The following is a 24,175-nucleotide window of genomic DNA, read 5'->3' as shown; positions in this document are numbered from 1 at the left end:
AATCGGGGTAACAGATTTGTTGTGATTGAGGCATCTTTCTGGCGCAGAGAGCTTGCCCGCACGCAAGCTGCTTGCTCGGGCAGTCTACAGGGTGCGCCTAGCCGGTATAATCTCGGTTGCTCAACCAATTGCAAGCGATCCCTCCGCGCGGCGCAGCCTGCCAGACCAGCGCCTCGGCCGCTTCCGCTTTACCCCTCATTCCCATGCTCGCACAACAGAAACAACGCATCTCCGACTTGTTCTCGTCCGCCTTGCAGCCGCTGCTGGCTGATAGCGGCCTGACCCCGACCATCACCCTGGAGCGTCCGCGCGATGCCTCGCACGGCGACATCGCCTGCAACATCGCCATGCAGCTGGCCAAGCCGCTCAAGAAGAATCCGCGCGAGCTGGCGCAAGCCATCGTCGCCGCCGTCATGGCCGACCCGGCGCGCGAGGGGCTGGTGGAATCCGTCGAGATCGCCGGCCCGGGCTTCATCAACCTGCGCGTGGCGGCCGCTGCCAAGCAGGCGGTGGTCAAGGTGATCCATGAACAGGGCGAGGCCTTCGGCCGTGGCAGCCTGGGCGCCGGCAAGAAGGTGCTGGTCGAGTTCGTCTCGGCCAACCCCACCGGTCCGCTGCACGTGGGCCATGGCCGCCAGGGCGCGCTGGGCGATGCGCTGTCGTCGCTGCTGGAAGCCCAGGGCTTTGATGTGCTGCGCGAGTTCTACTACAACGATGCCGGCGTGCAGATCGCTACCCTGGCCACCTCGGTGCAGGCGCGTGCGCGCGGCTTCAAGCCGGGTGACGCCGCGTGGCCCGAGTCGGCCTACAACGGCGACTACATCGCCGACATCGCGCGCGACTTCCTCGACAAGAAGACCGTCTCGGCCAGCGATGGCCAGCCCGTCACCGGCAGCGGCGAGGTCGACGACATCGAATCGATCCGTCGCTTTGCCGTGGCCTACCTGCGTCATGAACAAGACCTGGACCTGCAGGCCTTCGGCGTGAAGTTCGACAATTACTATCTGGAATCCTCGCTCTACGCCGACGGCAAGGTGGCCGCCGCCGTGGACGCGCTGGTCGCCGCCGGCAAGACGTATGAACAGGATGGCGCGCTGTGGCTGCGTACCACCGACTATGGCGACGACAAGGATCGCGTCATGAAGAAGACCGACGGCACCTATACCTACTTCGTGCCCGATGTCGCCTATCACATCAACAAGTGGCAACGCGGCTACGGCAAGGTCATCAATATCCAGGGCAGCGACCACCACGGCACCATCGCGCGCGTGCGCGCCGGCCTGCAAGCCGCCGGCGTGGGCATTCCCCAGGGTTATCCCGACTACGTGCTGCACAAGATGGTCACCGTCATGCGCAATGGTGAAGAGGTCAAGATTTCCAAGCGCGCCGGTTCCTACGTGACCCTGCGCGACCTCATCGAATGGTCCGCCGGCGAGCCGGTCGAGGGCGAGCAGCGCGACCTCACGCGTGGCCGCGATGCGGTGCGCTTCTTCCTCATCTCGCGCAAGGCCGATACCGAGTTCGTCTTCGATGTCGACCTGGCGCTGGCGCAGTCCGATGAAAACCCGGTCTATTACGTCCAGTATGCGCACGCCCGCATCTGCACCGTGCTGGGCAAGTCGGGCGTGGATGAAGAGGCGCTCAAGAGCACGGCTGACCTGTCGCTGCTGACGGCCCCGCGCGAAGCCTCGCTCTTGGCCAAGCTGGCCGAGTATCCGGACATGCTGGCCCATGCTCTGCAAGAGCTGGGACCGCACCAGGTCGCCTTCTACCTGCGCGATCTGGCAGGCGAACTGCATAGCTACTACAATGCGGAACGCGTGCTGGTCGATGATGTCCCAACCAGGTCCGCACGCCTGGCGCTGTTGTCCGCCACCCGCCAGGTGCTGCGCAACGGCCTGGCACTGTTGGGCGTATCGGCTCCGGCCAGAATGTAAAACAAGCTAAAACAAGCAGCTAAAGAGAAACGTGAAACCGTTGAACGCGAAATATCACAAGCAGGCCGGCGGTACGCTGCTCGGCCTGATCCTGGGTTTGATCGTCGGCCTGGGGATCGCCGTGGGTGTGGCATTGATGATCACCAAGTCGCCCATCCCCTTCGTCAACAAGGTCGCGCGCCCCGAGCGCACCGATCCGACCCCGGCCCAGGCGGCCGACCCCAACCGGCCGCTCTACGGTAACCGCGACATCGCCCGCGATGCCGCGCGCGACCAGCAGCAGTCGCAGACGCCGGTGCCGCCCAACACGGCATCGGCGCAGCCGGTCCCGCCGGTGGCGCCGACCCCGCAGGCCAGCCCGGCACCGTCCAGGCCCGACGCCAAGGCCCCGGCGGCCACGTCTGCTACCTCCAAGAACGACACCAACGACGACAAGTGGACCTACTTCCTGCAGACCGGTGCCTTCCGCGACCAGGCCGACGCCGAAAGTGGCCGTGCCAAGCTGGCCCTGCTGGGCTTTGAGGCCAAGGTCAGCGAGCGCACTGCCGACAGCGGCGTGCTCTATCGCGTGCGCATCGGTCCCTTCGAGCATGCCGACGCGATGAACCGTACGCGCAGCAAGCTGTCCGATAACGGGGTCGATGCTGCCATCGTGCGCATTCCCAAATAATCAGAATGCACCCGTGGATGCCGGCGGCAGGGGATGACCGACCGGCACGACGGGCGCGGGGCGGCTACCGGCCTGTCCCACCGACTATCCATCAGAGAGGGTAATACCATGCGTTTCCATCAAAAGCTGCTGGCCGCGGTCAGCTTCGGCGTACTGGCCTTCACCGCCAGCGTTGGCGCCTCGGCCTCGCCGGCCAATCCGCAAGTGGGCAGCGACTACCGCGTGCTGGAGCAGGCCCAGCCGACCGATTCCGGCAACAAGGTCGAAGTGACCGAATTCTTCTGGTTCGACTGCCCGCACTGCGCCGCCTGGGACCCGTCGCTGACGGCCTGGGTCAAGAAGCAGGGTGACAAGATCAACTTCAAGAAGGTGCCGGTGGCCTTCCGCGACAGCTTCGTGCCGCAGCAGAAGCTCTACTACACCCTGGAAGCCATGGGCAAGGCTGAAGAGCTGACCCCCAAGATCTTCCACGCCATCCACGTCGAAGGCCAGCGCATCAATACCGACAAGACCATCCTGGCCTACATCGAAAAGATCGGCCTGGACAAGCAGAAATTCCTCGACCTCTACAACTCCTTCGGCATCCAGACCAAGGCTCGCCGCGCAGCCCAGTTGCAGGAAGCCTACAAGGTCGACGGCGTACCCATGATTGCCATCGATGGCCGCTATGTCACCTCGCCCGCCGTGGTCGGCGTGGCCCTGGCCAATCAGCCGGAATCGATGCAGCAAGCCGCTGCCCTGCAGGTGATGGATCACCTGGTGGCCAAGGTGGCCGCCGAGAAGGCCGCCGGCAGCAGCCACGCAAAAAAGAAATAAGCTTCACCCGTTCCGCACGGTCCGCGTCCGCAAGGCCGCGGACCGTTGTCATTTGGGCAGCAGAAATTACCTAAACCTTCATATCACCTCAGGAGCAGGCATGGCCAACCTTCCCGTCGTTGCAGCCCAGGAACGCGTGTTCCTGACCGGAGCTTCCAGCGGTATCGGCATGGCGCTGGCGCGGGCCTATGCCCGGCGTGGCGCCATCCTCGGCCTGGTCGCACGGCGCAAGGTCGAGCTGGAGGCCTTGTGCGCCAGCCTGCCGCATGCTGAGCGGCACCGTGTCTATGCCGTCGACGTGACCGACCACGCCGCGCTGGCTGCGGCCGCCGACGCCTTCCTGACCGAGTTCGGCGGGGCCGACGTGGTCATTGCCAACGCCGGCATTTCGCAGGGCACGCTGACCGAATACCAGGAAGACCTGCCGGCCTTCGAACGCATCCTGGCCGTCAACGTCACGGCCACCTTTGCCACCTTCACGCCCTTCGTGGCGCGCATGAAGGCGGCGCCCGAGGACCAGCGCCGCCGCTGCCGCCTGGTCGGCATCGGCAGCGTGGCAGGCATTCGCGGCCTGCCGGGGGCGGGCGCCTACAGCGCCTCCAAGGCCGCCGTCATCAGCTACTGCGAATCGCTGCGGGTGGAATTGCGCGGCAGCGGCATCCAGGTCGTCACCATCGCGCCCGGCTACATCGATACCCCGATGACGCGCGTGAACACCTATCCCATGCCCTTCCTGATGCCGGTGGAGCGCTTTGCCGAGCGCGCTGTCGAGAGCATTACCGAGGGCGTGAGCTATCGCGTCATTCCCTGGCAGATGGGCGTGGTGGCCAAGCTGCTGAGATTGCTGCCGAACTGGCTGTACGATATGGCCTTCGCCCGCGCCCCGCACAAGCAACGCAATCCGTAAATCTGGCGGTCTTGCTCGCCTTTGGAGTTTTTCATGAAGATCATTTTTGCCGGCACGCCGGAATTTGCCGCCGTTGCGCTCGAAGCACTCTACGCCGCTGGTCACGAGATCACCCTGGTGCTGACCCAGCCCGACCGCCCGGCCGGACGCGGCATGCAGCTGCAGGCTTCGCCCGTGAAGCAATGCGCGATCAAGCACGGCACACCCGTAGCGCAGCCGGTCTCGCTGCGTCTGAACGGCAAGTATCCGGAGGTGGCGCAGGAGGCCCATGCCCTGCTGCAATCGACCCCGCATGACGTGATGGTGGTGGCGGCCTACGGCCTGATCCTGCCGCGCAGCGTGCTCGACATCCCGCGTTACGGCTGCATCAACATCCATGGTTCGCTCCTGCCGCGCTGGCGCGGTGCCGCGCCCATTCATCGCGCCATCGAGGCGGGTGATGCCGAGACCGGCATCACCATCATGCAGATGGAAGAGGGGCTCGATACCGGCCCCATGATGTTGATTGAAAGCGTCCCCATCGCCGAGGACGACACCACCGGCAGCCTGCATGACAAGCTGGCCGCGCTGGGCGGCAAGATGATCGTGGAAGCCATTGCCAAGCTGGAGCACGGCGAGCTCTCAGCCACCCCGCAGCCCGACGAGGGCGCCAATTACGCCGCCAAGATCGCCAAGGAAGAGGCCGCGCTCGACTTCAGCCAGAGCGCCGACCAGCTGGCCCGCCGTATCCGCGCCTTCAATCCCTTCCCCGGCGCCACCGGTCGTTTCGGCGATACGGTCGTCAAGCTGTGGCAGGCGCGTCCGGTCAAGGTGGCGCAACAGGGCGAGCCGGGACAGGTGCTGTCGGCCGATGCCCAGGGCGGCATCGTGGTGGCCTGCGGTGAAGGGGCGCTGCTGCTGACCGAATTGCAGAAGCCGGGCGGCAAGCGCCTGGCCGCCGCAGAATTCCTCAAGGGCTTCCCCCTCGAAGGCGGGCGCTTCGCCTGAGCCCATCCGGCAGGCATTTCCGGCGCGAATGATGACTTAGTTTCAAACTCGGACAAAGTCTTCCATCCGGGCCTGGATGCCTGCGCGCCTCAACGCGCAGGTTCTGCATCGAACTGCCTGAGCACCAGCGGCAGATGCCGCCAGAACAGTTCCTCTCCCAGATGCACACGCGCCTGCCAGTCATCGGCAGCATCGTCATCGGCGCCATCGGTGATGAACTTGAAGGCCCGCCAAGGGATGCCGAAGTGGCTGCATACCCGGGCGATGGCAAACAATTCCATATCCACCAGATCCACCTTCTGCTGCCGCAGCCAGTCATCGGCGGCTGTCACGAAGCTGTCGCCGGTGCCGCACAAGACGCCCGGATAGCCGGAGACCAATCGGGAGGGTTGTTGCTCCTGGTTCATCAGCGGCGTCACCCCGCGCGGCGCCAGCGGGGTGGCATCCATGTCGCGCTGGAGCACGGCGGCCACTTCCAGCAAGCCATCATGCAGGGGATCGATCTTGCCGGCCGTGCCGAAATTGATGAGCGCGCGCGGACGATGCGTCAGGATGGCCTGCGTCGTATGCAGCGCGGCATTGACCTTGCCCACGCCGCAATAGACCACCTGTACGCCTGCCGGGGCCGCTGCGGCGTCGAGTTCACTTTCCAGGGCGGTCAGGATGAGGATGGGCGCTTGATCGGGCATCGGTATAAATAGTTAACGGTTTGCAACGAAGCACAGCCCGCAAAGCCTGCCGGGAGGCGGGGGAAGGGTGCTTTGACGTATAATCGGGTTCACTTTTTGCCTGTTGAACCGGTCCGTTTCTGGCCGGTTTTTTTATCCGCAGCGCGCCTGCGCGCGGGAACAGGCCTCGCATTGTTGCCGTAACCAGAGAAAAACGCCAGATGAAGCCGAACGAACTGTGCCAGACCGAATTGCTGCTGCGCGACCTGATGTCGCAGCGCATCCTCATCCTCGATGGCGCCATGGGCACCATGATCCAGCGCTACAAGCTGACTGAAGAGGATTATCGCGGCCAGCGTTTCGCCGACTTCAGCGTTCCCGGCAAGGAGATGTTCGTCAAGGGCAACAATGAACTGCTCTCGCTGACCCAGCCGCACATCATCCAGGAAATCCACGAGCAATACCTGGCCGCCGGTGCCGACCTGATCGAGACCAATACCTTCGGCGCCACCAGCGTGGCCCAGGACGACTACCACATGGCGCATCTGGTCTACGAGATGAACGTGGAATCGGCCCGTCTGGCACGCGCCGCCTGCGACAAGTACTCGACCCCGGACAAGCCGCGCTTCGTGGCCGGTGCCCTGGGCCCCACGCCCAAGACCGCTTCCATCTCGCCGGACGTCAACGACCCCGCTGCCCGCAACGTCACGTTTGATCAACTGGTCACCGCCTACCTGGAGCAGACCCGCGCGCTGGTCGAAGGCGGTGCCGACGTGCTGCTGGTGGAGACCATCTTCGACACGCTCAACTGCAAGGCGGCTTTGTTCGCCATTGATACTTTCTTCGAAGAGAGCGGCAAGCGCCTGCCCATCATGATTTCGGGCACCGTCACCGACGCCTCCGGCCGCATCCTCTCGGGCCAGACCGTGACCGCCTTCTGGAACTCCATCCGCCACGCGCGTCCGCTCACCGTGGGCCTGAACTGCGCGCTGGGTGCGGCGCTGATGCGTCCCTATGCGGAAGAGCTTTCCAAGATCGCCGACACCTTCGTCTGCATCTATCCGAATGCCGGCCTGCCCAATCCGATGAGCGACACCGGTTTCGATGAAACCCCCGATGTCACCTCGGCCCTGTTGAAGGAATTCGCCGAAAGCGGTTTCGTCAACGTCGCCGGTGGCTGCTGCGGCACCACGCCGCCGCACATCAAGGCCATTGCCGAGACGGTCGCCACGATTGCGCCGCGCACGCTCTCCGAGCCCACGCACGAGATGCGCCTGTCGGGCCTGGAGCCCTTCACCATCAATGACGATTCGCTGTATGTCAATGTCGGCGAGCGCACCAACGTCACCGGTTCGAAGGCTTTTGCCCGCCTGATCCTGAACGAACAGTACGACGAAGCCCTGGCCGTGGCGCGCCAGCAGGTCGAAAACGGTGCGCAGATCATCGACATCAACATGGATGAGGCGATGCTCGATTCGGTCGCCGCCATGACGCGCTTCCTCAACCTGATCGCCTCCGAGCCCGACATCGCGCGCGTGCCCATCATGATCGACTCCTCCAAGTGGGAAGTGATCGAAGCGGGCCTGAAGTGCGTGCAGGGCAAGTCCATCGTCAACTCCATCTCGATGAAGGAAGGCGAGGAAAAATTCCTGCGCGAAGCCAAGCTGTGCCGTCGCTATGGCGCCGCCGTCATCGTCATGGCCTTCGACGAAGTGGGCCAGGCCGATACCTTCGCCCGCAAGATCGAGATCTGCGAACGCGCCTATCGCCTGCTGGTGGACAAGCTGGACTTCCCGCCCGAAGACATCATCTTCGACCCCAACATCTTTGCGGTCGCCACCGGTATCGAGGAACACAACAACTACGCGGTCGACTTCATCGAAGCCACCCGCTGGATCCACCAGAACCTGCCCTACGCCAAGATCAGCGGCGGTGTCTCCAACGTGTCCTTCAGCTTCCGCGGCAATGACCCGGCGCGCGAAGCGATCCATACTGTCTTCCTGTATCACGCCATCAAGGCCGGCATGACCATGGGCATCGTCAACGCCGGCATGATCGGCGTCTATGACGACCTGCCGGCCGAGCTGCGCGAGCGCGTCGAAGATGTGGTCCTGAACCGCCGCGAAGACGCTACCGAGCGCATGATCGAGTACGCCGCCACGCTCAAGGCTGGCGACAAGAAGGAAGAAGCCACGCTCGAATGGCGCAACCTGCCGGTGGCCAAGCGCCTCTCGCATGCGCTGGTACACGGCATTACGCAGTGGATCGTGGAAGACACCGAAGAGGTGCGCCAGCAGGTCGCTGCCGATGGTGGTCGTCCTATCCACGTGATCGAAGGTCCGCTGATGGACGGCATGAACGTGGTCGGTGACCTCTTCGGCCAGGGCAAGATGTTCCTGCCGCAGGTGGTCAAGTCGGCGCGGGTGATGAAGCAGGCCGTGGCGCACCTGATCCCTTTCATCGAAGAAGAGAAGCGCCAGCTCGAAATCGCCACCGGTGAAGTCGCCAAGCCCAAGGGCAAGATCGTCATTGCCACCGTCAAGGGTGACGTGCACGACATCGGCAAGAACATCGTCACCGTCGTCCTCCAGTGCAACAACTTCGAAGTGGTCAACATGGGCGTGATGGTGCCCTGCGCCGAGATCCTGGCCAAGGCCAAGGAAGAGAAGGCCGACATCATCGGACTCTCCGGCCTGATCACGCCCTCGCTGGAAGAGATGGCGTATGTCGCCAAGGAAATGCAGCGCGATCCGTATTTCGCGGGTCTCAAGATGCCGCTGATGATCGGCGGTGCCACGACCTCGCGCGCCCACACGGCGGTCAAGATCGCGCCCAACTATGAAGGTCCGGTGGTCTACGTGCCGGACGCCTCGCGCGCCGTGTCGGTGGCGCAATCGCTGCTGGCTGACGAGCAGAAGACGCAATACGTGGCCGACCTGAACGCCGACTACGAACGCATCCGCGAACAGCACGCCAGCAAGAAGGCCGCGCCCATGCTGTCGCTGGCCGCAGCCCGTGCCAACAAGACCAAGCTGGAATTCGCCCCGGTCAAGCCCAAGTTCATCGGCCGTCGCCTGTTCAAGAATGTGGACCTGGGTTTGCTGGCCAACTATATCGACTGGGGTCCGTTCTTCCAGACCTGGGACCTGGCCGGTCCTTACCCTGCCATCCTCACCGATGAAGTCGTGGGCGAAGCCGCGACCAAGGTCTTCCAGGAAGCCCAGGCGATGCTGAAGAAGATCATCGATGGCCGCTGGCTCACGGCCAATGGCGTCATTTCGCTCTTGCCGGCCAACACCGTCAACGATGACGACATCGAGATCTACACCGACGACAGCCGCAGCCAGGTCGCCTTCACCTATTACGGCCTGCGCCAGCAGACCGAGAAGCCGGTGGTCGATGGCGTGGCGCGCCCCAACCAGTGCCTGTCGGACTTCATCGCACCCAAGGAGTCTGGCGTGCAGGATTACATCGGCATGTTTGCCGTGACCGCTGGCCTCGGTATCGAGAAATACGAAAAGCGTTTCGAGGATACGCATGACGATTACTCGTCCATCATGCTCAAGGCCCTGGCCGACCGCCTGGCCGAAGCCTTCGCCGAATACCTGCATGAGCGCGTACGCAAGGACCTGTGGGGCTATGCGGCTGACGAGAACCTGAGCAGCACCGATCTCATCAAGGAAAAATATCTCGGCATCCGTCCCGCGCCCGGCTATCCGGCCTGCCCCGAGCACACCGTCAAGGCGGACGCTTTCCGCGTCATGCAGTGCGACGAGATCGGCATGCAGTTGACCGAGTCTTACGCCATGTTCCCCGGTGCCTCGGTGTCGGGCTTCTACTTCGCGCATCCGCAGTCGAAGTACTTCGTGGTCGGCAAGATCGGCGAGGATCAGGTGGTCGACATGGCAGAGCGCCGCCATGTGCCCAAGCAAGACGTGGAACGCTGGCTGGCCCCTAATCTGTAAATGATTTACGGAATCAAGCAAACCGTCCGGCTCCTGTGCCGGACGGTTTGTTTCATTCCTGAACCTTTCTCGCTGGTTCTTGTATTGCGCCGTCGTCCTGCTATCATCCACGCCCGCCGTTCCGTCGCCTCGTTTTTTCCATGATTGATTCTGCTGACCACGTCACCCATGCACTGCCCGTGACCGTGGCTACGCGCCTGCACTTCACCGATGGCAACACGCGCGCCATCTTCACCGTCGACCTGGTGCAGGATCTGTTGGGCGACTGGGTGCTCACGCAAGCCTGGGACGGCATCGAAGGCCGCAGCGCGGTGCGCCGGGTGGTGGTGGCCGGGCATGAGGAGGGCTTGCGGATGCTGCAGAAGATTGCGCGGCACAAGGAGCGGTTGGGGTTTCGGCCGGTGCATCTTTATCACGTGGGGTGAGGCTGCCCGCTTTCCTTCCTGCTCGCCGTTCCCAGGCATTTCTAGAACCCATTTCATAAATAGGCGTGAGATGCGTTCTGTCCAGAAAGGGCGCTGGCAAGGCGCGCAACGCGGCCAGCGCCCTTTCTGGACAGAACCCGGAGGGAGCGGCCCGTTTGGGCGAATTGCTGCGTTACGAATTTGGGTCAAGACGCCCAGTCTTGACCCAAATTCGCGCCTTGCACTTCATCCCAAACGGGACTCGCTCGCACTCACGCCTATTTATGAAATGGGTTCTAGTTCCGCAAGTACCCTTGCCACATTGGTCCTCGTCGACTTTGCTTTGAGCTTGGCGGATCTTTCGTCAAGTGAAGCGTCCAGAAGCGGACACTAAAACTGACATGGAGGAAAATTGAAAATTCGCTCACTCAGCATGGTCTGTGCCGCTGTTCTACTGTTGACGTCATGTGCTGCGGCGTTGGTGCCGAAGGTCGATGATCCTGCAAGAAAATTGCAAGTTGCTCAAGATCTCTTTGAGAATCACAACCGCCCACTTGCGGCTGAACCGCTGATCATCGATGCAATCGCCATTTATAAGGAAAAGCATGATGTCGCGGGACTGGTCGAGGGACAACGTATTTATGGACTGTTCTTGAGGTCAGCGGCCGTCAGGCTATCAAAGCAACACTATCTGGAATACGGATTCAGAGATAAAGAGGTCAACTTCGACAATCGCTTGAGCGCAGCATTGCTTTATTTTGAACGGGCGACAGCCCTGGCGAAAGAAGGTGGGCTGGTCGACATTATTCCCAACCTCTACTTGAACATTGCACTTACAAATTATGCTCAAGGCAATAAAGATGCAACCTGCACGGCGTTCGATGAAAGCCTTCATGCTGATGATGTTCGAGTCCAGCGCGATCCCCAGCGGAAGATTATCTTGCCTCGTGAATATGCAAGTTTCAGGGAAGCTGTGAAGGATTTGAAGATGAAGGCCGGATGCCCGGGCTGATCATTCAAAGCCGGGCTTCTTGCTCAATTCATTCCTGAAGAACTGATTGTTCTTGGTGAGTGTTAATCTTGGGGAATGAAGGCTGCCCAATGAACTGACGTCTTCCATCTACCAGGAGCCAACCACAAGATGCGCAAGCTGGATCAGGTCAGACTAATTTTCTGCTACAGTTCCCCAACAAAAATTCAGGAGGAAAAGAAACATGTCTTGCAGAAGCACCTTTATATGCCTGCTTGTCCTGTTGCTGACGGCTTGTGCCGCATCGAACGTTGATCGCGACTTTTCGCTGGAGAACAATCCGGATCAAGGTATCGTTATCGCCTCCGTTTCATTTGATCGCGCCGGATCCCGAAATTTTCAGGCCATGTTTTACCTTGACGAAGGCATCCCCGGCGCACCTGTTCCGGCCAGGCGTCTGGAGGCGCTCCCTGAACACGCGACGATTCGCATGGGAAGTCAGTTCAAGGATAGTTATGGGCAGGTCCTTGCCATCTCACTACCCGCTGGCAGACATACTATTTCGTCATGGCGCCTGGTTCGGAGCGCCGCATATAGCCTTTCGCCATCAGAGAAGATGCCCCCGCTTGAATTTCATGTAGCAGCCGGCAAGGTCCAATACATTGGCAACCTGCATCTGAACCTCGTCGAGGGAAAAAACATGCTTGGCCTTAGGATGGTGGCAGACGCTTCTCCTGAGATCCGGGATCGCCAGGACCGAGACTTGCCTATCATCAAAAAGAAGTATCCACAATTTGCCGACCGCATGGAAATCAGGCTGCTGCCACTCGGAACATGGGGAGGTGGCAGAACGACAATCCGCGATATCCAGCCCGTCGTCATCGTTCCGGTCAAATGAATCATTGGCACCTCAGCAGCGTGGGACACAGGCCGGCGGCAAGAAAAAGTACGACATCAAAGATGTATGGTCCGGTCTGTCAATCCGGCGGCGGTGGATTGGTTGCCGCCTTGATCGCCGAGCGCAGTGAGGTGCTGTGCGCGGTTTCCTCCTCGGGTGCGACTGCCGTCAAGCATCGGATCCTGGCGGCGGGGCGTAACAGCGACTACACCGGAAAGTCGATGGCCGAGATCTGGGACCCGATGGAACAGCTTGGCCGTGTGCGCCCCATGCACGGCTTCGGCATGTTCGTTACCAGCGATCAAACGGATGCCGAGGTCGGTTTCAGCTCGCAGGCCTACTACGTCAAGGCCGCGCAGCAGATAGTAGCGCGCTCACGACAGGATGCTCGCTTCCTGAACCTTTTGGTCATGCGCCGCGTCTTTGCCTGTTACCCATCATCGTCGCCACCAATACAAGCGCTCCGATCACGAGCCCTGTCCCCAATAATTCCGTCGGTTGCGGCAGGTGGCCCAAGGCCGCCCCAATTGCCATCGCTGAAACGGGTACCCAGTTGATGAACAGAATTCCGGTGGTGATTCCAAGGAGTCGTATCCCCAGGTTGTAGGCCAGCGCGGCCAGCACAGTGCCCACGGCGATGATGTAGATTGCGGCGGGCGCAACCTCCGACATTGCCTGAGCGCTCGGATAATGCGCGAAACCAAGCCCGGTGGCGAGTACAGCGATCGTTCTGGAACAAGATGAACCTGGCTATCACGCCGAGGATATGTCATTGAGCCTGAGTGTAGGCAGCAAGCAATGATCATCAGTAATACCGATCTCAATTCCTGCCGATGATCGACCGCTTTTTTTCGCTGCTTCCATGTTTGCGTTTCAACGTCCCGACTTAGTCGGCAAGCTTCCAGCAGCGGGCCTTCCTTGCGACTTTTTGGCAAATTCTGAATGGCACATAACGCCGACATGCCGTGCACACGCCGGTTCACCACTTTTGCATAATTTGGTGAGAACCATAGCAGTTTTCCACATCGGCGATCCTCGTTGTTCTTTGGGCTAAGATGTCCACTATCGGCCAGGAGCTGACTTTGATACGCGTGTGCCAACGCACTCAAACAAATTCCTCGGAATGGTCGAAATATATTTAATGTTTATCTCGGGCACATGCCGTCAACGGATATAAGCCCTCTTCTCAAAGAGACGTATGACGAAAAAGCAAATGGAACGGTTGGAGAAATGGCTGGAAACCAATCTTCATGAGGTTTATGTTGATTTGGCACCCGGGTGTTCGGAGGCAGATCTTGCAGAGTTCGAGAAACAGGTTGGGATAGCCTTCCCGGAAAGCCTGAAGGATCTCTACAGAATGCATGATGGACAGCTTGTAAGGGCTAACACGGGCCCCTTCTTTGGACTCGTCTTCCTGTCTTTGGCTGATGCACGTAAGCATTGGGAGGCGTGGAAAAAAGTGATCGACGAATGCTCGCCGGAGGACATGAAGGGCGCAAGCCGCTTCTGCAAATCGGCAAAGACGGGCGCGATCAAGGAGCTCTACGCAAACAAGTGCTGGATCCCTTTTGCGTATGACTACGGTGGAAACCATCTTGGAGTGGATTTGGATCCCGGAGAGCTTGGGAACGTAGGGCAAGTCATCAATTTTGGCCGAGATGAAAATGAAAAATTCGTTTTGGGAAGTTCGGTTGAGACATTCCTTGAGTGGCTGGTTGAGCAACTGGAATCGGGGAACGCTGCAATCAGAAATGAGGATGATGGTGGCCGGAGCCTGAATACGAAAGTGCCTGAAAAATTCCATTTTCTGGACTCGGTAAAAATCTTGTTTGCATCACAGCGCAGCGAATGAACCTGCGCTGATGGGACGTCCTGCCGAGCAAGCTTGGGAATCTGCCTCGATTCCTATCTACATAAAAAATGATGAGAAACAAGGCTGATCGGATCAAGCTCATCCCCCATTCAGCCTGAGGCAACCTGAAAGGCAGTTCGTGAAGCGTATTCTTTCCTCGCCGCGCAGATGACACTCTTCCGACCCCCAAACAAATAATTGGAAATGGTCCCTCGAGCCCAAACGCACACCGTTGACCACATTAAAAAAATGAACCCGGAGACCCCCATGCCCCCTTCCTCCCCCGCGCAGCCCGCTGCCACCGACCGGTACCAGGTTGATTCCTCCTATGCCGTACTGCGCCTGTGCATCACCCTGGTCCTCATGATCGTGGGCGCCAGCGGCATGTACGTGATGGCGGTGGTGCTGCCGGCGGTACAGGCGCATTTCCAGGTAGATCGCGGACTGGCCTCCATGCCCTATACCCTGACCATGCTGGGCGTGGGTGTCGGCGGCCTCTTCATGGGCCGCATGGCTGACCGCTACGGCATCATGCGCCCGCTGCTGCTGGGCGGGGCCTGCCTGGGTGCAGGCTTCATCGCGGCCGCGCTGGCGCCCAACATCTGGTGCTTCATGGCCGCCCATTGCCTGCTGATCGGCTTGCTGGGCACGGCCTGTACCTTCTCGCCGCTGGTGGCCGATACCTCGCTGTGGTTCCGCAAGCGGCGCGGCATTGCCGTGGCGGTGTGCGCCAGCGGCAACTACCTGGGCGGCGCGCTGTGGCCGCCCATCGTCCAGCACTTTGTCGATAGCGTCGGCTGGCAGCAGACCTACATCGGCATGGGCATCGCCTGCAGCCTCATCATGTGCAGCCTGGCCCTGCTCATGCGCGCCCGCCCGCCGGTGCAGGACAGCGCGACTGTCACCGCCCGCCCCGGCAGCGGCCCGCGCCCCTTCGGCCTGGCACCGGGCTCGGCGCAGCTGCTGCTGTGCGTGGCAGGTGTCGCCTGCTGCGTCGCCATGGCCATGCCCCAGGTCCATATCGTCGCCTACTGCGGCGACCTCGGCTACGGCCCGGCGCGCGGTGCCCAGATGCTCTCGCTGATGCTGGCCTGCGGCGTGGTCAGCCGTCTGGTCTCCGGCGCCATCTGCGACCGCATCGGCGGCCTGCGCACGCTGCTGCTGGGCTCGGCGCTGCAGGGCCTGTCGCTGCTGCTGTTCATCCCCTTCGACAGCCTGGCCTCGCTCTATCTCATCTCGGCCCTGTTCGGTCTGTTCCAGGGCGGCATCGTGCCCTCGTATGCCATCATCGTGCGTGAATACTTCCCCGCCGCCGAAGCGGGTCAGCGCGTGGGCGCGGTCATCATGGCCACCATGTTCGGCATGGCCCTGGGCGGATGGATGTCGGGCAAAATCTTTGACCTCACCGGCAATTACCACGCCGCCTTTGCCAACGGCATCGCCTGGAACCTGTTGAACCTGAGCATCGCCGTGCTGCTGTTGACAAGGGTGCGCGGCATGCAGCTGCGCGCCGCCTGAGAGAAATGGGCGCAACGGCGCAACGGCAGATGCGCCGTGGTTGGCAGCGTAGCGGCTTTCAGCTACGCTGCCGGGTCAACCTTCAATGCCGTTTTTTCTCATCGCGCCATGTTCATCCTTTTCCTCAAGGCGGTCGTCCTGATCCCGATCACGCTCTTGCCCATCCTCAATCCCCTGGGCATCGCACCGGTCTTCGCCAACCTGCTGGGCAACGTCAGCCGCAGCACCGAAAAGCGCATCGCGCGCCAGGTCGCCATCAATTGCTGGTTCATGCTGGTGGCGGCCATCTTCATCGGTTCGCACGTGCTGACCTTCTTCGGTATCTCGCTGCCCATCGTGCGCGTGGGGGGCGGTCTGCTGGTGGCGGTCTCGGGCTGGAAACTGCTCAACGACAACAGTCAGGACAGCTCCATCCCCACGCAAGTGGCCAAGTCCTATGACGAAGACCTGCCCGACGACGAAATCAAGGCGCGCAGCTTTTATCCGATGAGCTTCCCCCTGACCGTCGGCCCCGGCACCATCGCCGCTTCCATCACGCTGGGCGCCAATACGCCGACCCGCCTGCTGGATTGGGTCATCTCGGTCGGCAGTGCCGCCCTGGGCGCGGCGCTCACGGCACTGGTGATCTTCCTTTGCTACAACTATGCGCACAAGCTGGTGCTGCTGATGGGGCGCCTGGGCACCATGGTGGTGCTGCGCCTGTCGGCCTTCATCCTGCTGTGTATCGGGATCCAGATCTTCTGGTCGGGGATGTCGGCGCTGCTGGCCGAGGCTGGGATCAGTGGCGTGGCGCCGTGACGGGGTGGGAGGAATTTCAGGAAATCTGAAGCAGGATAGTTAGTTGCAATATGGAAATAACTAACTATTTCAGCCAGCCCAGCTCATCCAGCGCATCCTGCACCAGCTCCAGCCGCAACAGCGGATTGTCCAGCGCCAGCAGGCTTTGCTTGAGGTTGACGGTAATGGGCATCATCTCGGCCCAGCGGTTGGCCACCCAGCCGCAATCGTCCAGCCGGTAAGGCGCGGCGATGGGCACTTCGCTGTCCGGCAGGCCCTGGCGCAACACCGATTGCAGCAGATTCTCCAGCGCCTGCGCGGTATTGCGCAACTCCTCGGGGATTGTCACGGCGCGGTCCGCTTCCATCATCTCCACTTGCGCGGTCCATAGTCCGTGTTTCTGCTGCTCGGCCTGCACGATGCGAAAGCGTTCGCCACCCAGACAGGCGATGCGCATGAGACCGGGCGAGGGCGTGCTCCATTCCTGGATGCGTGCCAGCGTGCCCACACCGACGAAGCGTTCGCTCTGGCCGGGGCGCCGCACTTCCGATCCTTCCGTCAGGGCCACCACGCCGAAGCTGCTGCCCTCGGCGATGCACTTGCCTATCATGTCCAGGTAGCGCACCTCGAAGATCTGCAGCGGCAGCCGCCCTTCCGGAAAGAGCGTGCTGGCCAGCGGAAACAGCGGGATGGTCCGGGCCGAGATCGGCGGGCGCGGGGTGGCGGGGGCGGCGGGCATGGTTACTCCTGGCGGCGGTCACTCACGAACGCAGAGCATACCGGTTCTCGGCCACGCATTCATAGCGCTGCACGATGTAGCCGTTGTCGTCCACGCTCTCCAGATAGACGTCGAACTGCCACAGCCGCGCCATGTGGCGCAGCACCTCGTTGGTACTGTCGCCCAGCGAGCGGCCATCGCTGCGGAAGTGGCGCAGCGTGAGGCTGCGGTTGCCGCGCGTGTTGACCGACCAGACCTGGATGTTGGGTTCGCGATGGTTGATGTCGTACTGCCGGGACAGGGCCTGGCGCACGTACTGGAAGCCGCGCTCGTTGTGGATGGCCGAGACCTCGATCTCGCTGCGCGCCTCGTCATCCAGCACGGCGAACATGCGCATGTCGCGCATGAGCTTGGGCGAGAGATATTGCGCGATGAAACTCTCGTCCTTGTAGTTGCGCATCACGTATTGCAGGGTATCGAGCCAGTTGCGCCCGGCGATGTCGGGGAACCACTCGCGGTCTTCATTGGTGGGATTCTCGCAGATGCGGCGGATGTCGCTCATCATCGAGAAGCCCAGTGCATACGGATTGATGCCGTTGTAATACGGTTTGGTGATGGGCGGCTGGAACACCACATTGCTGTGCGAGTGCAGGAATTCCATCATGAAGCCATCGGTCAGGCGGCCCTGGTCATAGAGCGTATTCAACAGCGTGTAATGCCAGAAGGTGGCCCAGCCTTCGTTCATCACCTGGGTCTGACGCTGGGGATAGAAATACTGGCCGACCTTGCGCACGATGCGGATGACTTCGCGTTCCCACGGCTCCAGCAGGGGTGCATTCTTCTCGGCGAAGTACAGCAGGTTTTCCTGCGGTTCGGAAGGGAAGCGGCCTTCCACGGCGGCGGCCGCCGTTTCCTTTTTTGCCGGCAAGGTGCGCCACAGCTCGTTGACCTGCGACTGCATATAGGCTTCGCGTTCGCGCTGGCGCGCCTTCTCCTGTGCCAGCGACAGGCGTTGCGGACGCTTGTAGCGGTCCACGCCGTAATTCATCAGCGCATGGCAGGAGTCCAGCAATTCCTCCACGCGTTCGAAGCCATGCCGTTCCTCGCACTCGGCGATGTAATTGCGCGCATACACCAGGTAATCGATGATGGCGCTGGCGTCCGTCCACAACTGGAACAGGTAATTGCCCTTGAAGAAGGAGTTGTGGCCATAGGCCGCATGGGCGATGACCAGGGCCTGCATGGTCATCGTGTTCTCTTCCATCAGGTAGGCGATGCAGGGATCGGAATTGATCACGATCTCGTAGGCCAGGCCCATCTGCCCGCGCTTGTAGTCGCGTTCGGTCAACATGAAATGCTTGCCGTAGGACCAGTGGCGATAGTTGACCGGCATGCCGTGCGAGGCATAGGCATCCATCATCTGCTCGGCCGAGATGATCTCCAGCTGGATGGGGTAGATGTCCAGCTCGTAACCCTTGGCCACGCGTGCGATTTCCTCGTTGTAGCGCTCGATGAGATCAAAGCTCCAGTCCGAGGGGCAAGGCAGCGGGTCATGCTTGAAGCGGCTGTTCATGCGTGCACCTGCTTTTCAAAGAGTTCGCGGAAGACCGGATAGATCTCGGCGGCCGATTGCACCTTCTTCATGGCGAAGTGCGGATGCGATTCGATCAGCTGCATGTACTCGGTCCACAGGTTCTGTTCCGGCTCGGCCACCTGGATGTAGGCGAAGTAGCGCGTCAGTGGCAGGATGGCGGACTCCAGCAGTTCACGGCACTTGGGGGAATCGTCGTTCCAGTTGTCGCCATCCGAGGCTTGCGCGCCATAGATGTTCCATTCGCTGGGCGAATAGCGTTTGGTGATGATGTCGTGCATCAGCTCCAGTGCGCTGGAGACTACCGTGCCGCCACTTTCCTGCGAATGGAAGAAGGTGTTTTCATCGACTTCATCGGCGCGGGTGTGATGGCGGATGAAGACCACTTCGATGTGTTCGTAATTGCGCGTGAGGAAGAGATACAGCAGGATGAAGAAGCGTTTGGACAAATCCTTGCGCTGCTCATCCATCGAGCCCGATACGTCCATCACGCAGAACATCACCGCACGGCTGGAGGGCTGCGGCTGGCGCACCCTGTTCACATAGCGCAGATCGAAAGGGTCGATGAAGGGGATGCGCAGGATGCGGGCGCGCAAATGCTTCACTTCCTCTTCCAGCAGCGGGATGTCGGCGCTGTGCTCCTGAGGCTTGCGCTTCATCTCGGCCAGCGCTTCTTCGGCGGCATCGAGCTGGCGCTGCAGCGGCCCGCCCAGGGCGATGCGGCGGCCCAGCGAAGAGCGCAGCGAACGCACCACGTCGATATTGTTGGGCGAACCATCGACCGAATACCCGGCACGCTGGTTCTTCCAGTTGGGTACTTGCAGCAGATTGGTTTCCACCAGACGCGGCAGTTCCAGGTCCTCGAAGAAGTAGTGCATGAATTCTTCGCGGGTCAGTTCGAAGGTGAAGTCGTCCTGTCCTTCACCGTCGTTGCTGGCACTGCTGCCGCCCCCACCACCGCTGCCGCCGTTCTGGCGCGGGATGCGGTCACCCTGCAAATAATCCTGGTTGCCCGGATGCACGGCTTCGCGCTTGCCACCCTTGCCGTGATGGAAGAAGGGCTCCGAGACATCCTTGCGCGGGATGCTGATGCTCTTCGATTTTTCCAGATCGGTGATGCTGCGGTCGCGCACGGCGTCCGCCACCGAACGTTGGATATGCCCCTTGAAGCGCCGCAGGAAGCGCTCCCTGTTGGCGATGCTCTTGTTCTTGCCAGCCAGCCTGCGGTCGATGATCTGATGCAGCACTCGGTTCTCCTGCTAGTGGTCGGCGGTGCGCCAGGCGCACGGCGCCGAAGGGTCGCCGCGCGCATCGCCGTGCTTGGAGCGGGCGATGCGCAACAGCGGCGCTTACGAGGACTTGCGCACGCGCAGGTACCATTCGCACAGCAGGCGTACCTGCTTGGGCGTGTAGCCCTTGCTGACCATGCGGTTGACGAAGTCTTCGTGTTTCTGCATTTCTTCGGTGGAGCCCTTGGCGTTGAAGGAAATCACCGGCAAGAGGTCTTCGGTGTTGGAGAACATCTTCTTCTCGATCACCACGCGCAGTTTTTCATAGCTGGTCCACAGCGGATTCTTGCCACCGTTGTTGACCCGCGCACGCAGCACGAAGTTGACGATCTCGTTGCGGAAGTCCTTGGGGTTGCTGATGCCGGCCGGCTTCTCGATCTTTTCCAGTTCCGCATTCAGGGCCGCGCGGTCGAAGCTTTCGCCGGTATCGTGATCGCGGTATTCCTGATCCTGGATCCAGAAGTCGGCATAGGTCACGTAACGGTCGAAGACGTTCTGGCCATATTCCGAATACGATTCCAGATACGCGGTCTGGATTTCCTTGCCGATGAATTCGGCATAGCGCGAGGCCAGCGTGTCCTTCACGAAGGAGAGATATTTCTGCTCGACTTCCTGCGGGAACTGCTCGCGCTCGATCTGCTGCTCCAGCACGTACATCAGGTGCACCGGATTGGCCGCTACCTCGGTGGTATCAAAGTTGAACACGCGCGAAAGGATCTTGAAGGCGAAGCGCGTGGAGATGCCGTTCATGCCCTCATCCACACCGGCATAGTCGCGGTACTCCTGATAGGACTTGGCTTTCGGATCGGTATCCTTGAGGTTCTCGCCGTCATAGACCTGCATCTTGGAGAAAAGGCTCGAATTCTCCGGCTCCTTCAGGCGCGTCAGTACCGAGAACTGCGCCATCATCTTCAGCGTGCCGGGGGCGCATGTCGCCTTGCCCAGCGAAGAGCTGCGGATCAGCTTTTCGTAGATCTTGATTTCTTCCGAGACGCGCAGGCAATACGGCACCTTGACGATGAAGATGCGGTCCAGCAGCGCTTCATTGTTCTTGTTGTTGCGGAAGGCCTTCCATTCCGATTCGTTGGAGTGGGCCAGGATGACGCCATCGAAGGGGATCGCACCAAAACCTTCGGTGCCCTTGAAGTTGCCTTCCTGCGTGGCCGTCAACAGCGGGTGCAGCACCTTGATGGGGGCCTTGAACATTTCCACGAACTCCAGCAGGCCCTGGTTGGACAGGCACAGGCCGCCCGAATAGCTGTAGGCGTCGGCATCGTCCTGCGAATATTGTTCCAGCTTGCGGATGTCGACCTTGCCGACCAGGGTGGAAATGTCCTGGTTGTTTTCATCGCCCGGTTCGGTCTTGGAAATGCCGATCTGGCGCAGGATGGACGGATAGCGCTTGACCACACGGAACTGGCGGATGTCGCCGTTGTACTCGTGCAGGCGCTTGACCGCCCAGGGGCTCAGGATGGGTTTGAGATAGCGGCGCGGGATGCCGTACTGCTCTTCGAGGATGGGGCCGTCTTCGTCGTAATCGAACAGGCCCAGCGGCGATTCATTGACCGGCGAACCCTTGATGGAATAGAAGGGCACCTGCTCCATCAATTGCTTCAAGCGTTCGGCGATGGAGGACTTGCCACCACCGACCGGGCCCAGCAGATAAAGGATCTGCTTCTTCTCTTCCAGACCCTGCGCGGCATGGCGGAAATACGAAACAACCTGCTCGATGACTTCTTCCGCGCCATAGAACTCCTTGAAGGCGGGATAGACCTTGATGACCTTGTTGGCGAAGATGCGCGAGAGGCGCGGATCTTCCCGGGTGTCGACCTTCTCCGGTTCGCCGATGGCCATCAGCATCCGTTCGGCAGCCGATGCGTAGACTGCCGGGTCGTTCTTGCAAAGATTCAGATACTCTTCAAGCGATAATTCTTCTTCTCTGGTCTTGTCGAACCGGCTTGCAAAGCTGCTGTAGATATCCATACCACCTCCGTCGCTCTCAAAAAAGTACGAAACAGATTCATATGTCTGGACTTGCCATCTGCGGTTATCGAAGAACGCGTCGGTGACTCTGTACTGCGTCATTGCCGGTGTGTTCTTTGAAAGCCGTAGCATCCACAGCGTGATGCGAAGATCTTTTCGGATCGTGTTTTTATTCTATTCCTTTTTTTGCTTCCTCTTGATGATCCCATTAGTGCAGCTTCGTTCACCAAGCCCAGGATTTTCCCTGCATGTTCCCGTGCGTTGAGCTGACGCTCTGATCCCCTTGCCGACACAGGGATATTGGAAGCCTCGTTCACATCATGCTCTTTCAATGTGCGCAGCGCGTCAGCGGTTGACCATACGGTGCGCTATTTTCGCGCAGGACACCATGGTGAAATCCCTGATAGCCGACGCAAGAGAACAGGCGGACAATGCCCGTGGGGCCATTCAGAGCAGGCCGGACGGGCTGGTCCTGCCGATGCGGTGGTCCTCCTCCTCCCGGTGCCTTTTGCGCATGCTTGTGCACCGATCTCTTTCCTTCATATCCCCTTATAGCTGGAATCGTGCCAGGCATGTTTGTCATATTGCAGGGTGCCGCCCGCATGAACCATCTTTTTTGTAACGGCGACGATTGCGCTCTTGCTCTGTTGCTGATCCGCCTCATCCCCAGCCGGTGCGCATCCCGGGCGCACCGATGTCCAGCGCCGCTGAAAAAATGCTTTAGATGATTTACAGATTTGTTCATGCGCCGGGCGCATGGACTGTTTGCGTTTTCTTCATGCCTCCTCCCCATCCGATGAAGGCATTGGCAGGATCACGGGAGATGTCTTGCAAGCAACTTCATATCGTGTTTTTCCCGGGCAGGCGCGGCACCGGGAGAGGCCGGGATTGCGAGGGGATGCGGCAATTCCGCCACGTTCTGCCTCTGACGCCGGTCGTTGCGGGGGCGGGGAGGGCGCAAAAGCGCATAAGTCATTGACAGCCAAGGGGAAAATGCAGTCTAATTCAGGGTTCACCATCTGAAGAATTGCGCGCGGTGCCGACGCAGTGCTGTTTCAGTTGCCCACCGGTCGATTACCCAGGTATTGCACCGGGAGGCGGCAGAGGCCAACAGAGTTAATGGTGTCAGCGATGCAGGGGCTGCCGGCTTGTTGGGCGGCAGGGCATCGGTGATGCGGAACAGGCACACCGAAAGCGGTTCCAGAATTCCGATTTATTTTTGCTGTTTGCTCCAAGGCAGCCCAACTTAGCGAGTCCAACATGAAACGTACTTACCAACCTTCCGTCGTGCGTCGCAAGCGTACCCATGGTTTCCGTGCCCGTATGGCCACCCGTGGCGGCCGTGCCGTGATCAACGCCCGTCGCGCCAAGGGCCGCAAGCGTCTGGCTGCTGTTTAAGCCGGGGCCTTGCGCAGCCGTTTCGTGTGACGGACGTCCGTACATCGCTTCCAGCACGTCAAGCAGGCGACTTCCCACGCGATCGGCGAATCGTTAAAACGGATGAGTTTTCATCCGTTTTTCGTTTGCGCCCCGTGTATCGTACCGAGCATTTCGTGTTGTACGCACGCCGCAACAGCCTGCCGCAAGCCCGTCTGGGCGTGGTGGCGGCCAAGCGGCTGGCACCCCGTGCGGTCACCCGCAACACGATCAAGCGGGCTACCCGCGAGCTGTTTCGGCAGGCCCAGCTGCCTGCCGTGGACTGCATCGTGCGGCTGTCGCGCCCGGTCAATACCAGGAAGGATCCTGCCCGCAGTGTGGCAGTCAAGCTCATGCTGCGCGCCGAACTGACGCAATTGTTCGCCTTCCTGCCGAGCGCCCCCGCGTTCGCCAGGAAATAGCCAGGAAAACAGGAAGTGATGAAGACCCCTCTGCTCCTGCTGTTACGTGCCTACAAGCTGGGAGTGAGCCCTTTCCTGGGGCAGAATTGCCGTTTCTATCCCAGCTGTTCCGACTATGCCGCCGAGGCGGTGCGCCTGCATGGCGCGCTCAAGGGCAGCCTGCTGGCCGGCCAGCGCCTGTGCAAGTGCCATCCCTGGCATGCCGGCGGCCTGGATTTCGTGCCGGGTTCGGCCGAGGCACGTGCGCATGCCGAGGCAGAGGCAAGAGGCCCGTCTTCTTCGATTGCCGTTCCCGATTCCCCGACCACTGCGCTGCCGTCTTCGGTAGCGCGGCTGTCTCCCCCTGTGGCCGCTGACGGTTGCAGCCACTCCTGAACTCATCAATAC

The 24,175-nt window shown here is 60.7% G+C and carries 22 protein-coding genes; 16 read left to right on the top strand and 6 right to left on the bottom strand.

What is annotated here, in order from left to right; translation table 11 throughout:
* Window positions 1-203: 203 nt before the first annotated feature.
* The 5 genes from argS (at window position 204) to fmt (ending at window position 5,317) form a co-directional block, all read left to right on the top strand.
* Window positions 204-1,937 (top strand): arginine--tRNA ligase, encoded by a 1,734-nt coding sequence (gene argS, locus ACODSZ_RS04685; RefSeq protein ID WP_488927136.1) that lies wholly within the window; start codon window positions 204-206, stop codon window positions 1,935-1,937.
* A 31-nt stretch (window positions 1,938-1,968) separates the two neighbouring features.
* The gene (locus ACODSZ_RS04680; protein WP_008332971.1) at window positions 1,969-2,607 is read left to right on the top strand and encodes an SPOR domain-containing protein; all 639 of its coding nucleotides are present in this window, start codon (window positions 1,969-1,971) and stop codon (window positions 2,605-2,607) included.
* 108 nt (window positions 2,608-2,715) lie between these two features.
* Complete coding sequence (locus ACODSZ_RS04675; RefSeq protein ID WP_008332970.1) at window positions 2,716-3,423, top strand: thiol:disulfide interchange protein DsbA/DsbL; 708 nt, start codon at window positions 2,716-2,718, stop codon at window positions 3,421-3,423.
* 100 nt (window positions 3,424-3,523) lie between these two features.
* The gene (locus tag ACODSZ_RS04670; RefSeq protein WP_008332969.1) at window positions 3,524-4,330 is read left to right on the top strand and encodes an SDR family oxidoreductase; all 807 of its coding nucleotides are present in this window, start codon (window positions 3,524-3,526) and stop codon (window positions 4,328-4,330) included.
* 33 nt (window positions 4,331-4,363) lie between these two features.
* Complete coding sequence (gene fmt, locus ACODSZ_RS04665) at window positions 4,364-5,317, top strand: methionyl-tRNA formyltransferase (RefSeq protein WP_488927135.1); 954 nt, start codon at window positions 4,364-4,366, stop codon at window positions 5,315-5,317.
* 89 nt (window positions 5,318-5,406) lie between these two features.
* Here the strand turns inward: fmt and ACODSZ_RS04660 are convergent, their stop codons facing one another.
* Window positions 5,407-6,006 carry a 5'-methylthioadenosine/S-adenosylhomocysteine nucleosidase gene (locus tag ACODSZ_RS04660; RefSeq protein ID WP_008332967.1) on the bottom strand — a complete coding sequence of 200 codons (600 nt, stop codon included), beginning with the start codon at window positions 6,004-6,006 and terminating at the stop codon, window positions 5,407-5,409.
* Between the two features lie 200 nt (window positions 6,007-6,206).
* On the opposite strand from ACODSZ_RS04660, the gene metH reads away from it, so the two are divergent.
* The 8 genes from metH to ACODSZ_RS04620 all read left to right on the top strand — a co-directional run bounded on the left by metH (window position 6,207) and on the right by ACODSZ_RS04620 (window position 16,390).
* Entirely contained in the window at window positions 6,207-9,950 is a 3,744-nt protein-coding gene (metH, locus tag ACODSZ_RS04655) for a methionine synthase (protein ID WP_488927134.1), read from the top strand.
* A gap of 140 nt (window positions 9,951-10,090) precedes the next feature.
* Window positions 10,091-10,375, top strand: coding sequence for a WGR domain-containing protein (locus tag ACODSZ_RS04650; RefSeq protein ID WP_008332962.1), 285 nt, complete (start codon window positions 10,091-10,093; stop codon window positions 10,373-10,375).
* Between the two features lie 391 nt (window positions 10,376-10,766).
* Window positions 10,767-11,366, top strand: a complete 600-nt coding sequence (locus ACODSZ_RS04645) for a hypothetical protein (RefSeq protein WP_299537440.1) — start codon at window positions 10,767-10,769, stop codon at window positions 11,364-11,366.
* Window positions 11,367-11,568: 202 nt separating this feature from the next.
* Entirely contained in the window at window positions 11,569-12,222 is a 654-nt protein-coding gene (locus ACODSZ_RS04640; protein ID WP_488927133.1) for a hypothetical protein, read from the top strand.
* Window positions 12,223-12,284: 62 nt separating this feature from the next.
* Window positions 12,285-12,779, top strand: a complete 495-nt coding sequence (locus tag ACODSZ_RS04635) for a hypothetical protein (RefSeq protein ID WP_488927132.1) — start codon at window positions 12,285-12,287, stop codon at window positions 12,777-12,779.
* A 641-nt stretch (window positions 12,780-13,420) separates the two neighbouring features.
* Window positions 13,421-14,074 carry an SMI1/KNR4 family protein gene (locus ACODSZ_RS04630; protein ID WP_488927131.1) on the top strand — a complete coding sequence of 218 codons (654 nt, stop codon included), beginning with the start codon at window positions 13,421-13,423 and terminating at the stop codon, window positions 14,072-14,074.
* 267 nt (window positions 14,075-14,341) lie between these two features.
* Complete coding sequence (locus ACODSZ_RS04625) at window positions 14,342-15,592, top strand: MFS transporter (protein WP_488927130.1); 1,251 nt, start codon at window positions 14,342-14,344, stop codon at window positions 15,590-15,592.
* A 108-nt stretch (window positions 15,593-15,700) separates the two neighbouring features.
* Window positions 15,701-16,390, top strand: a complete 690-nt coding sequence (locus tag ACODSZ_RS04620; protein WP_034351390.1) for a MarC family protein — start codon at window positions 15,701-15,703, stop codon at window positions 16,388-16,390.
* Between the two features lie 64 nt (window positions 16,391-16,454).
* On the opposite strand, the gene ACODSZ_RS04615 is transcribed toward ACODSZ_RS04620, so the two are convergent.
* The 5 genes from ACODSZ_RS04615 to ACODSZ_RS04595 form a co-directional block, all read right to left on the bottom strand.
* On the bottom strand, window positions 16,455-17,108 hold the full coding sequence (locus ACODSZ_RS04615; protein WP_488927129.1) for an LON peptidase substrate-binding domain-containing protein: 654 nt from the start codon (window positions 17,106-17,108) through the stop codon (window positions 16,455-16,457).
* Window positions 17,109-17,130: 22 nt separating this feature from the next.
* Window positions 17,131-18,660, bottom strand: coding sequence for a SpoVR family protein (locus ACODSZ_RS04610; RefSeq protein WP_008332933.1), 1,530 nt, complete (start codon window positions 18,658-18,660; stop codon window positions 17,131-17,133).
* Complete coding sequence (locus tag ACODSZ_RS04605; protein WP_175343973.1) at window positions 18,657-19,925, bottom strand: YeaH/YhbH family protein; 1,269 nt, start codon at window positions 19,923-19,925, stop codon at window positions 18,657-18,659. Before ACODSZ_RS04605 ends, ACODSZ_RS04610 begins: the two co-directional genes overlap by 4 nt.
* A 102-nt stretch (window positions 19,926-20,027) precedes the next feature.
* Window positions 20,028-21,950, bottom strand: coding sequence for a PrkA family serine protein kinase (locus tag ACODSZ_RS04600; RefSeq protein ID WP_008332931.1), 1,923 nt, complete (start codon window positions 21,948-21,950; stop codon window positions 20,028-20,030).
* Window positions 21,951-22,489: 539 nt separating this feature from the next.
* On the bottom strand, window positions 22,490-22,708 hold the full coding sequence (locus ACODSZ_RS04595) for a hypothetical protein (RefSeq protein ID WP_488927128.1): 219 nt from the start codon (window positions 22,706-22,708) through the stop codon (window positions 22,490-22,492).
* A 502-nt stretch (window positions 22,709-23,210) separates the two neighbouring features.
* Between ACODSZ_RS04595 and rpmH the strand changes: the two genes are divergently transcribed.
* The 3 genes from rpmH to yidD are packed head-to-tail and all read left to right on the top strand — an operon-like array spanning window position 23,211 to window position 24,163.
* Window positions 23,211-23,348, top strand: a complete 138-nt coding sequence (rpmH, locus tag ACODSZ_RS04590) for a 50S ribosomal protein L34 (RefSeq protein WP_006461360.1) — start codon at window positions 23,211-23,213, stop codon at window positions 23,346-23,348.
* A 26-nt stretch (window positions 23,349-23,374) separates the two neighbouring features.
* Window positions 23,375-23,788, top strand: coding sequence for a ribonuclease P protein component (gene rnpA / locus ACODSZ_RS04585; protein ID WP_175343975.1), 414 nt, complete (start codon window positions 23,375-23,377; stop codon window positions 23,786-23,788).
* Window positions 23,789-23,806: 18 nt separating this feature from the next.
* A complete protein-coding gene (gene yidD / locus ACODSZ_RS04580) occupies window positions 23,807-24,163 on the top strand; it encodes a membrane protein insertion efficiency factor YidD (protein WP_488927127.1) in 357 nt (118 codons plus the stop codon).
* Window positions 24,164-24,175 lie beyond the last annotated feature (12 nt).

This window comes from Herbaspirillum sp. FG34 (assembly GCF_057809315.1).
This window is presented reverse-complemented; position numbering and strand designations above follow the sequence as displayed.

Coding starts and splice junctions, on each gene's coding strand:
- yidD (WP_488927127.1), top strand. CDS start 23,807: ATGAAGACCCCTCTGCTCCTGCTGTTACGTGCCTACAAGCTGGGAGTG.
- ACODSZ_RS04670 (WP_008332969.1), top strand. CDS start 3,524: ATGGCCAACCTTCCCGTCGTTGCAGCCCAGGAACGCGTGTTCCTGACC.
- ACODSZ_RS04635 (WP_488927132.1), top strand. CDS start 12,285: ATGTATGGTCCGGTCTGTCAATCCGGCGGCGGTGGATTGGTTGCCGCC.
- ACODSZ_RS04630 (WP_488927131.1), top strand. CDS start 13,421: ATGACGAAAAAGCAAATGGAACGGTTGGAGAAATGGCTGGAAACCAAT.
- ACODSZ_RS04625 (WP_488927130.1), top strand. CDS start 14,342: ATGCCCCCTTCCTCCCCCGCGCAGCCCGCTGCCACCGACCGGTACCAG.
- ACODSZ_RS04620 (WP_034351390.1), top strand. CDS start 15,701: ATGTTCATCCTTTTCCTCAAGGCGGTCGTCCTGATCCCGATCACGCTC.
- argS (WP_488927136.1), top strand. CDS start 204: ATGCTCGCACAACAGAAACAACGCATCTCCGACTTGTTCTCGTCCGCC.
- metH (WP_488927134.1), top strand. CDS start 6,207: ATGAAGCCGAACGAACTGTGCCAGACCGAATTGCTGCTGCGCGACCTG.
- ACODSZ_RS04660 (WP_008332967.1), bottom strand. CDS start 6,006: ATGCCCGATCAAGCGCCCATCCTCATCCTGACCGCCCTGGAAAGTGAA.
- fmt (WP_488927135.1), top strand. CDS start 4,364: ATGAAGATCATTTTTGCCGGCACGCCGGAATTTGCCGCCGTTGCGCTC.
- ACODSZ_RS04650 (WP_008332962.1), top strand. CDS start 10,091: ATGATTGATTCTGCTGACCACGTCACCCATGCACTGCCCGTGACCGTG.
- ACODSZ_RS04610 (WP_008332933.1), bottom strand. CDS start 18,660: ATGAACAGCCGCTTCAAGCATGACCCGCTGCCTTGCCCCTCGGACTGG.
- ACODSZ_RS04675 (WP_008332970.1), top strand. CDS start 2,716: ATGCGTTTCCATCAAAAGCTGCTGGCCGCGGTCAGCTTCGGCGTACTG.
- ACODSZ_RS04640 (WP_488927133.1), top strand. CDS start 11,569: ATGTCTTGCAGAAGCACCTTTATATGCCTGCTTGTCCTGTTGCTGACG.
- ACODSZ_RS04600 (WP_008332931.1), bottom strand. CDS start 21,950: ATGGATATCTACAGCAGCTTTGCAAGCCGGTTCGACAAGACCAGAGAA.
- rpmH (WP_006461360.1), top strand. CDS start 23,211: ATGAAACGTACTTACCAACCTTCCGTCGTGCGTCGCAAGCGTACCCAT.
- ACODSZ_RS04595 (WP_488927128.1), bottom strand. CDS start 22,708: ATGCGCCCGGCGCATGAACAAATCTGTAAATCATCTAAAGCATTTTTT.
- ACODSZ_RS04615 (WP_488927129.1), bottom strand. CDS start 17,108: ATGCCCGCCGCCCCCGCCACCCCGCGCCCGCCGATCTCGGCCCGGACC.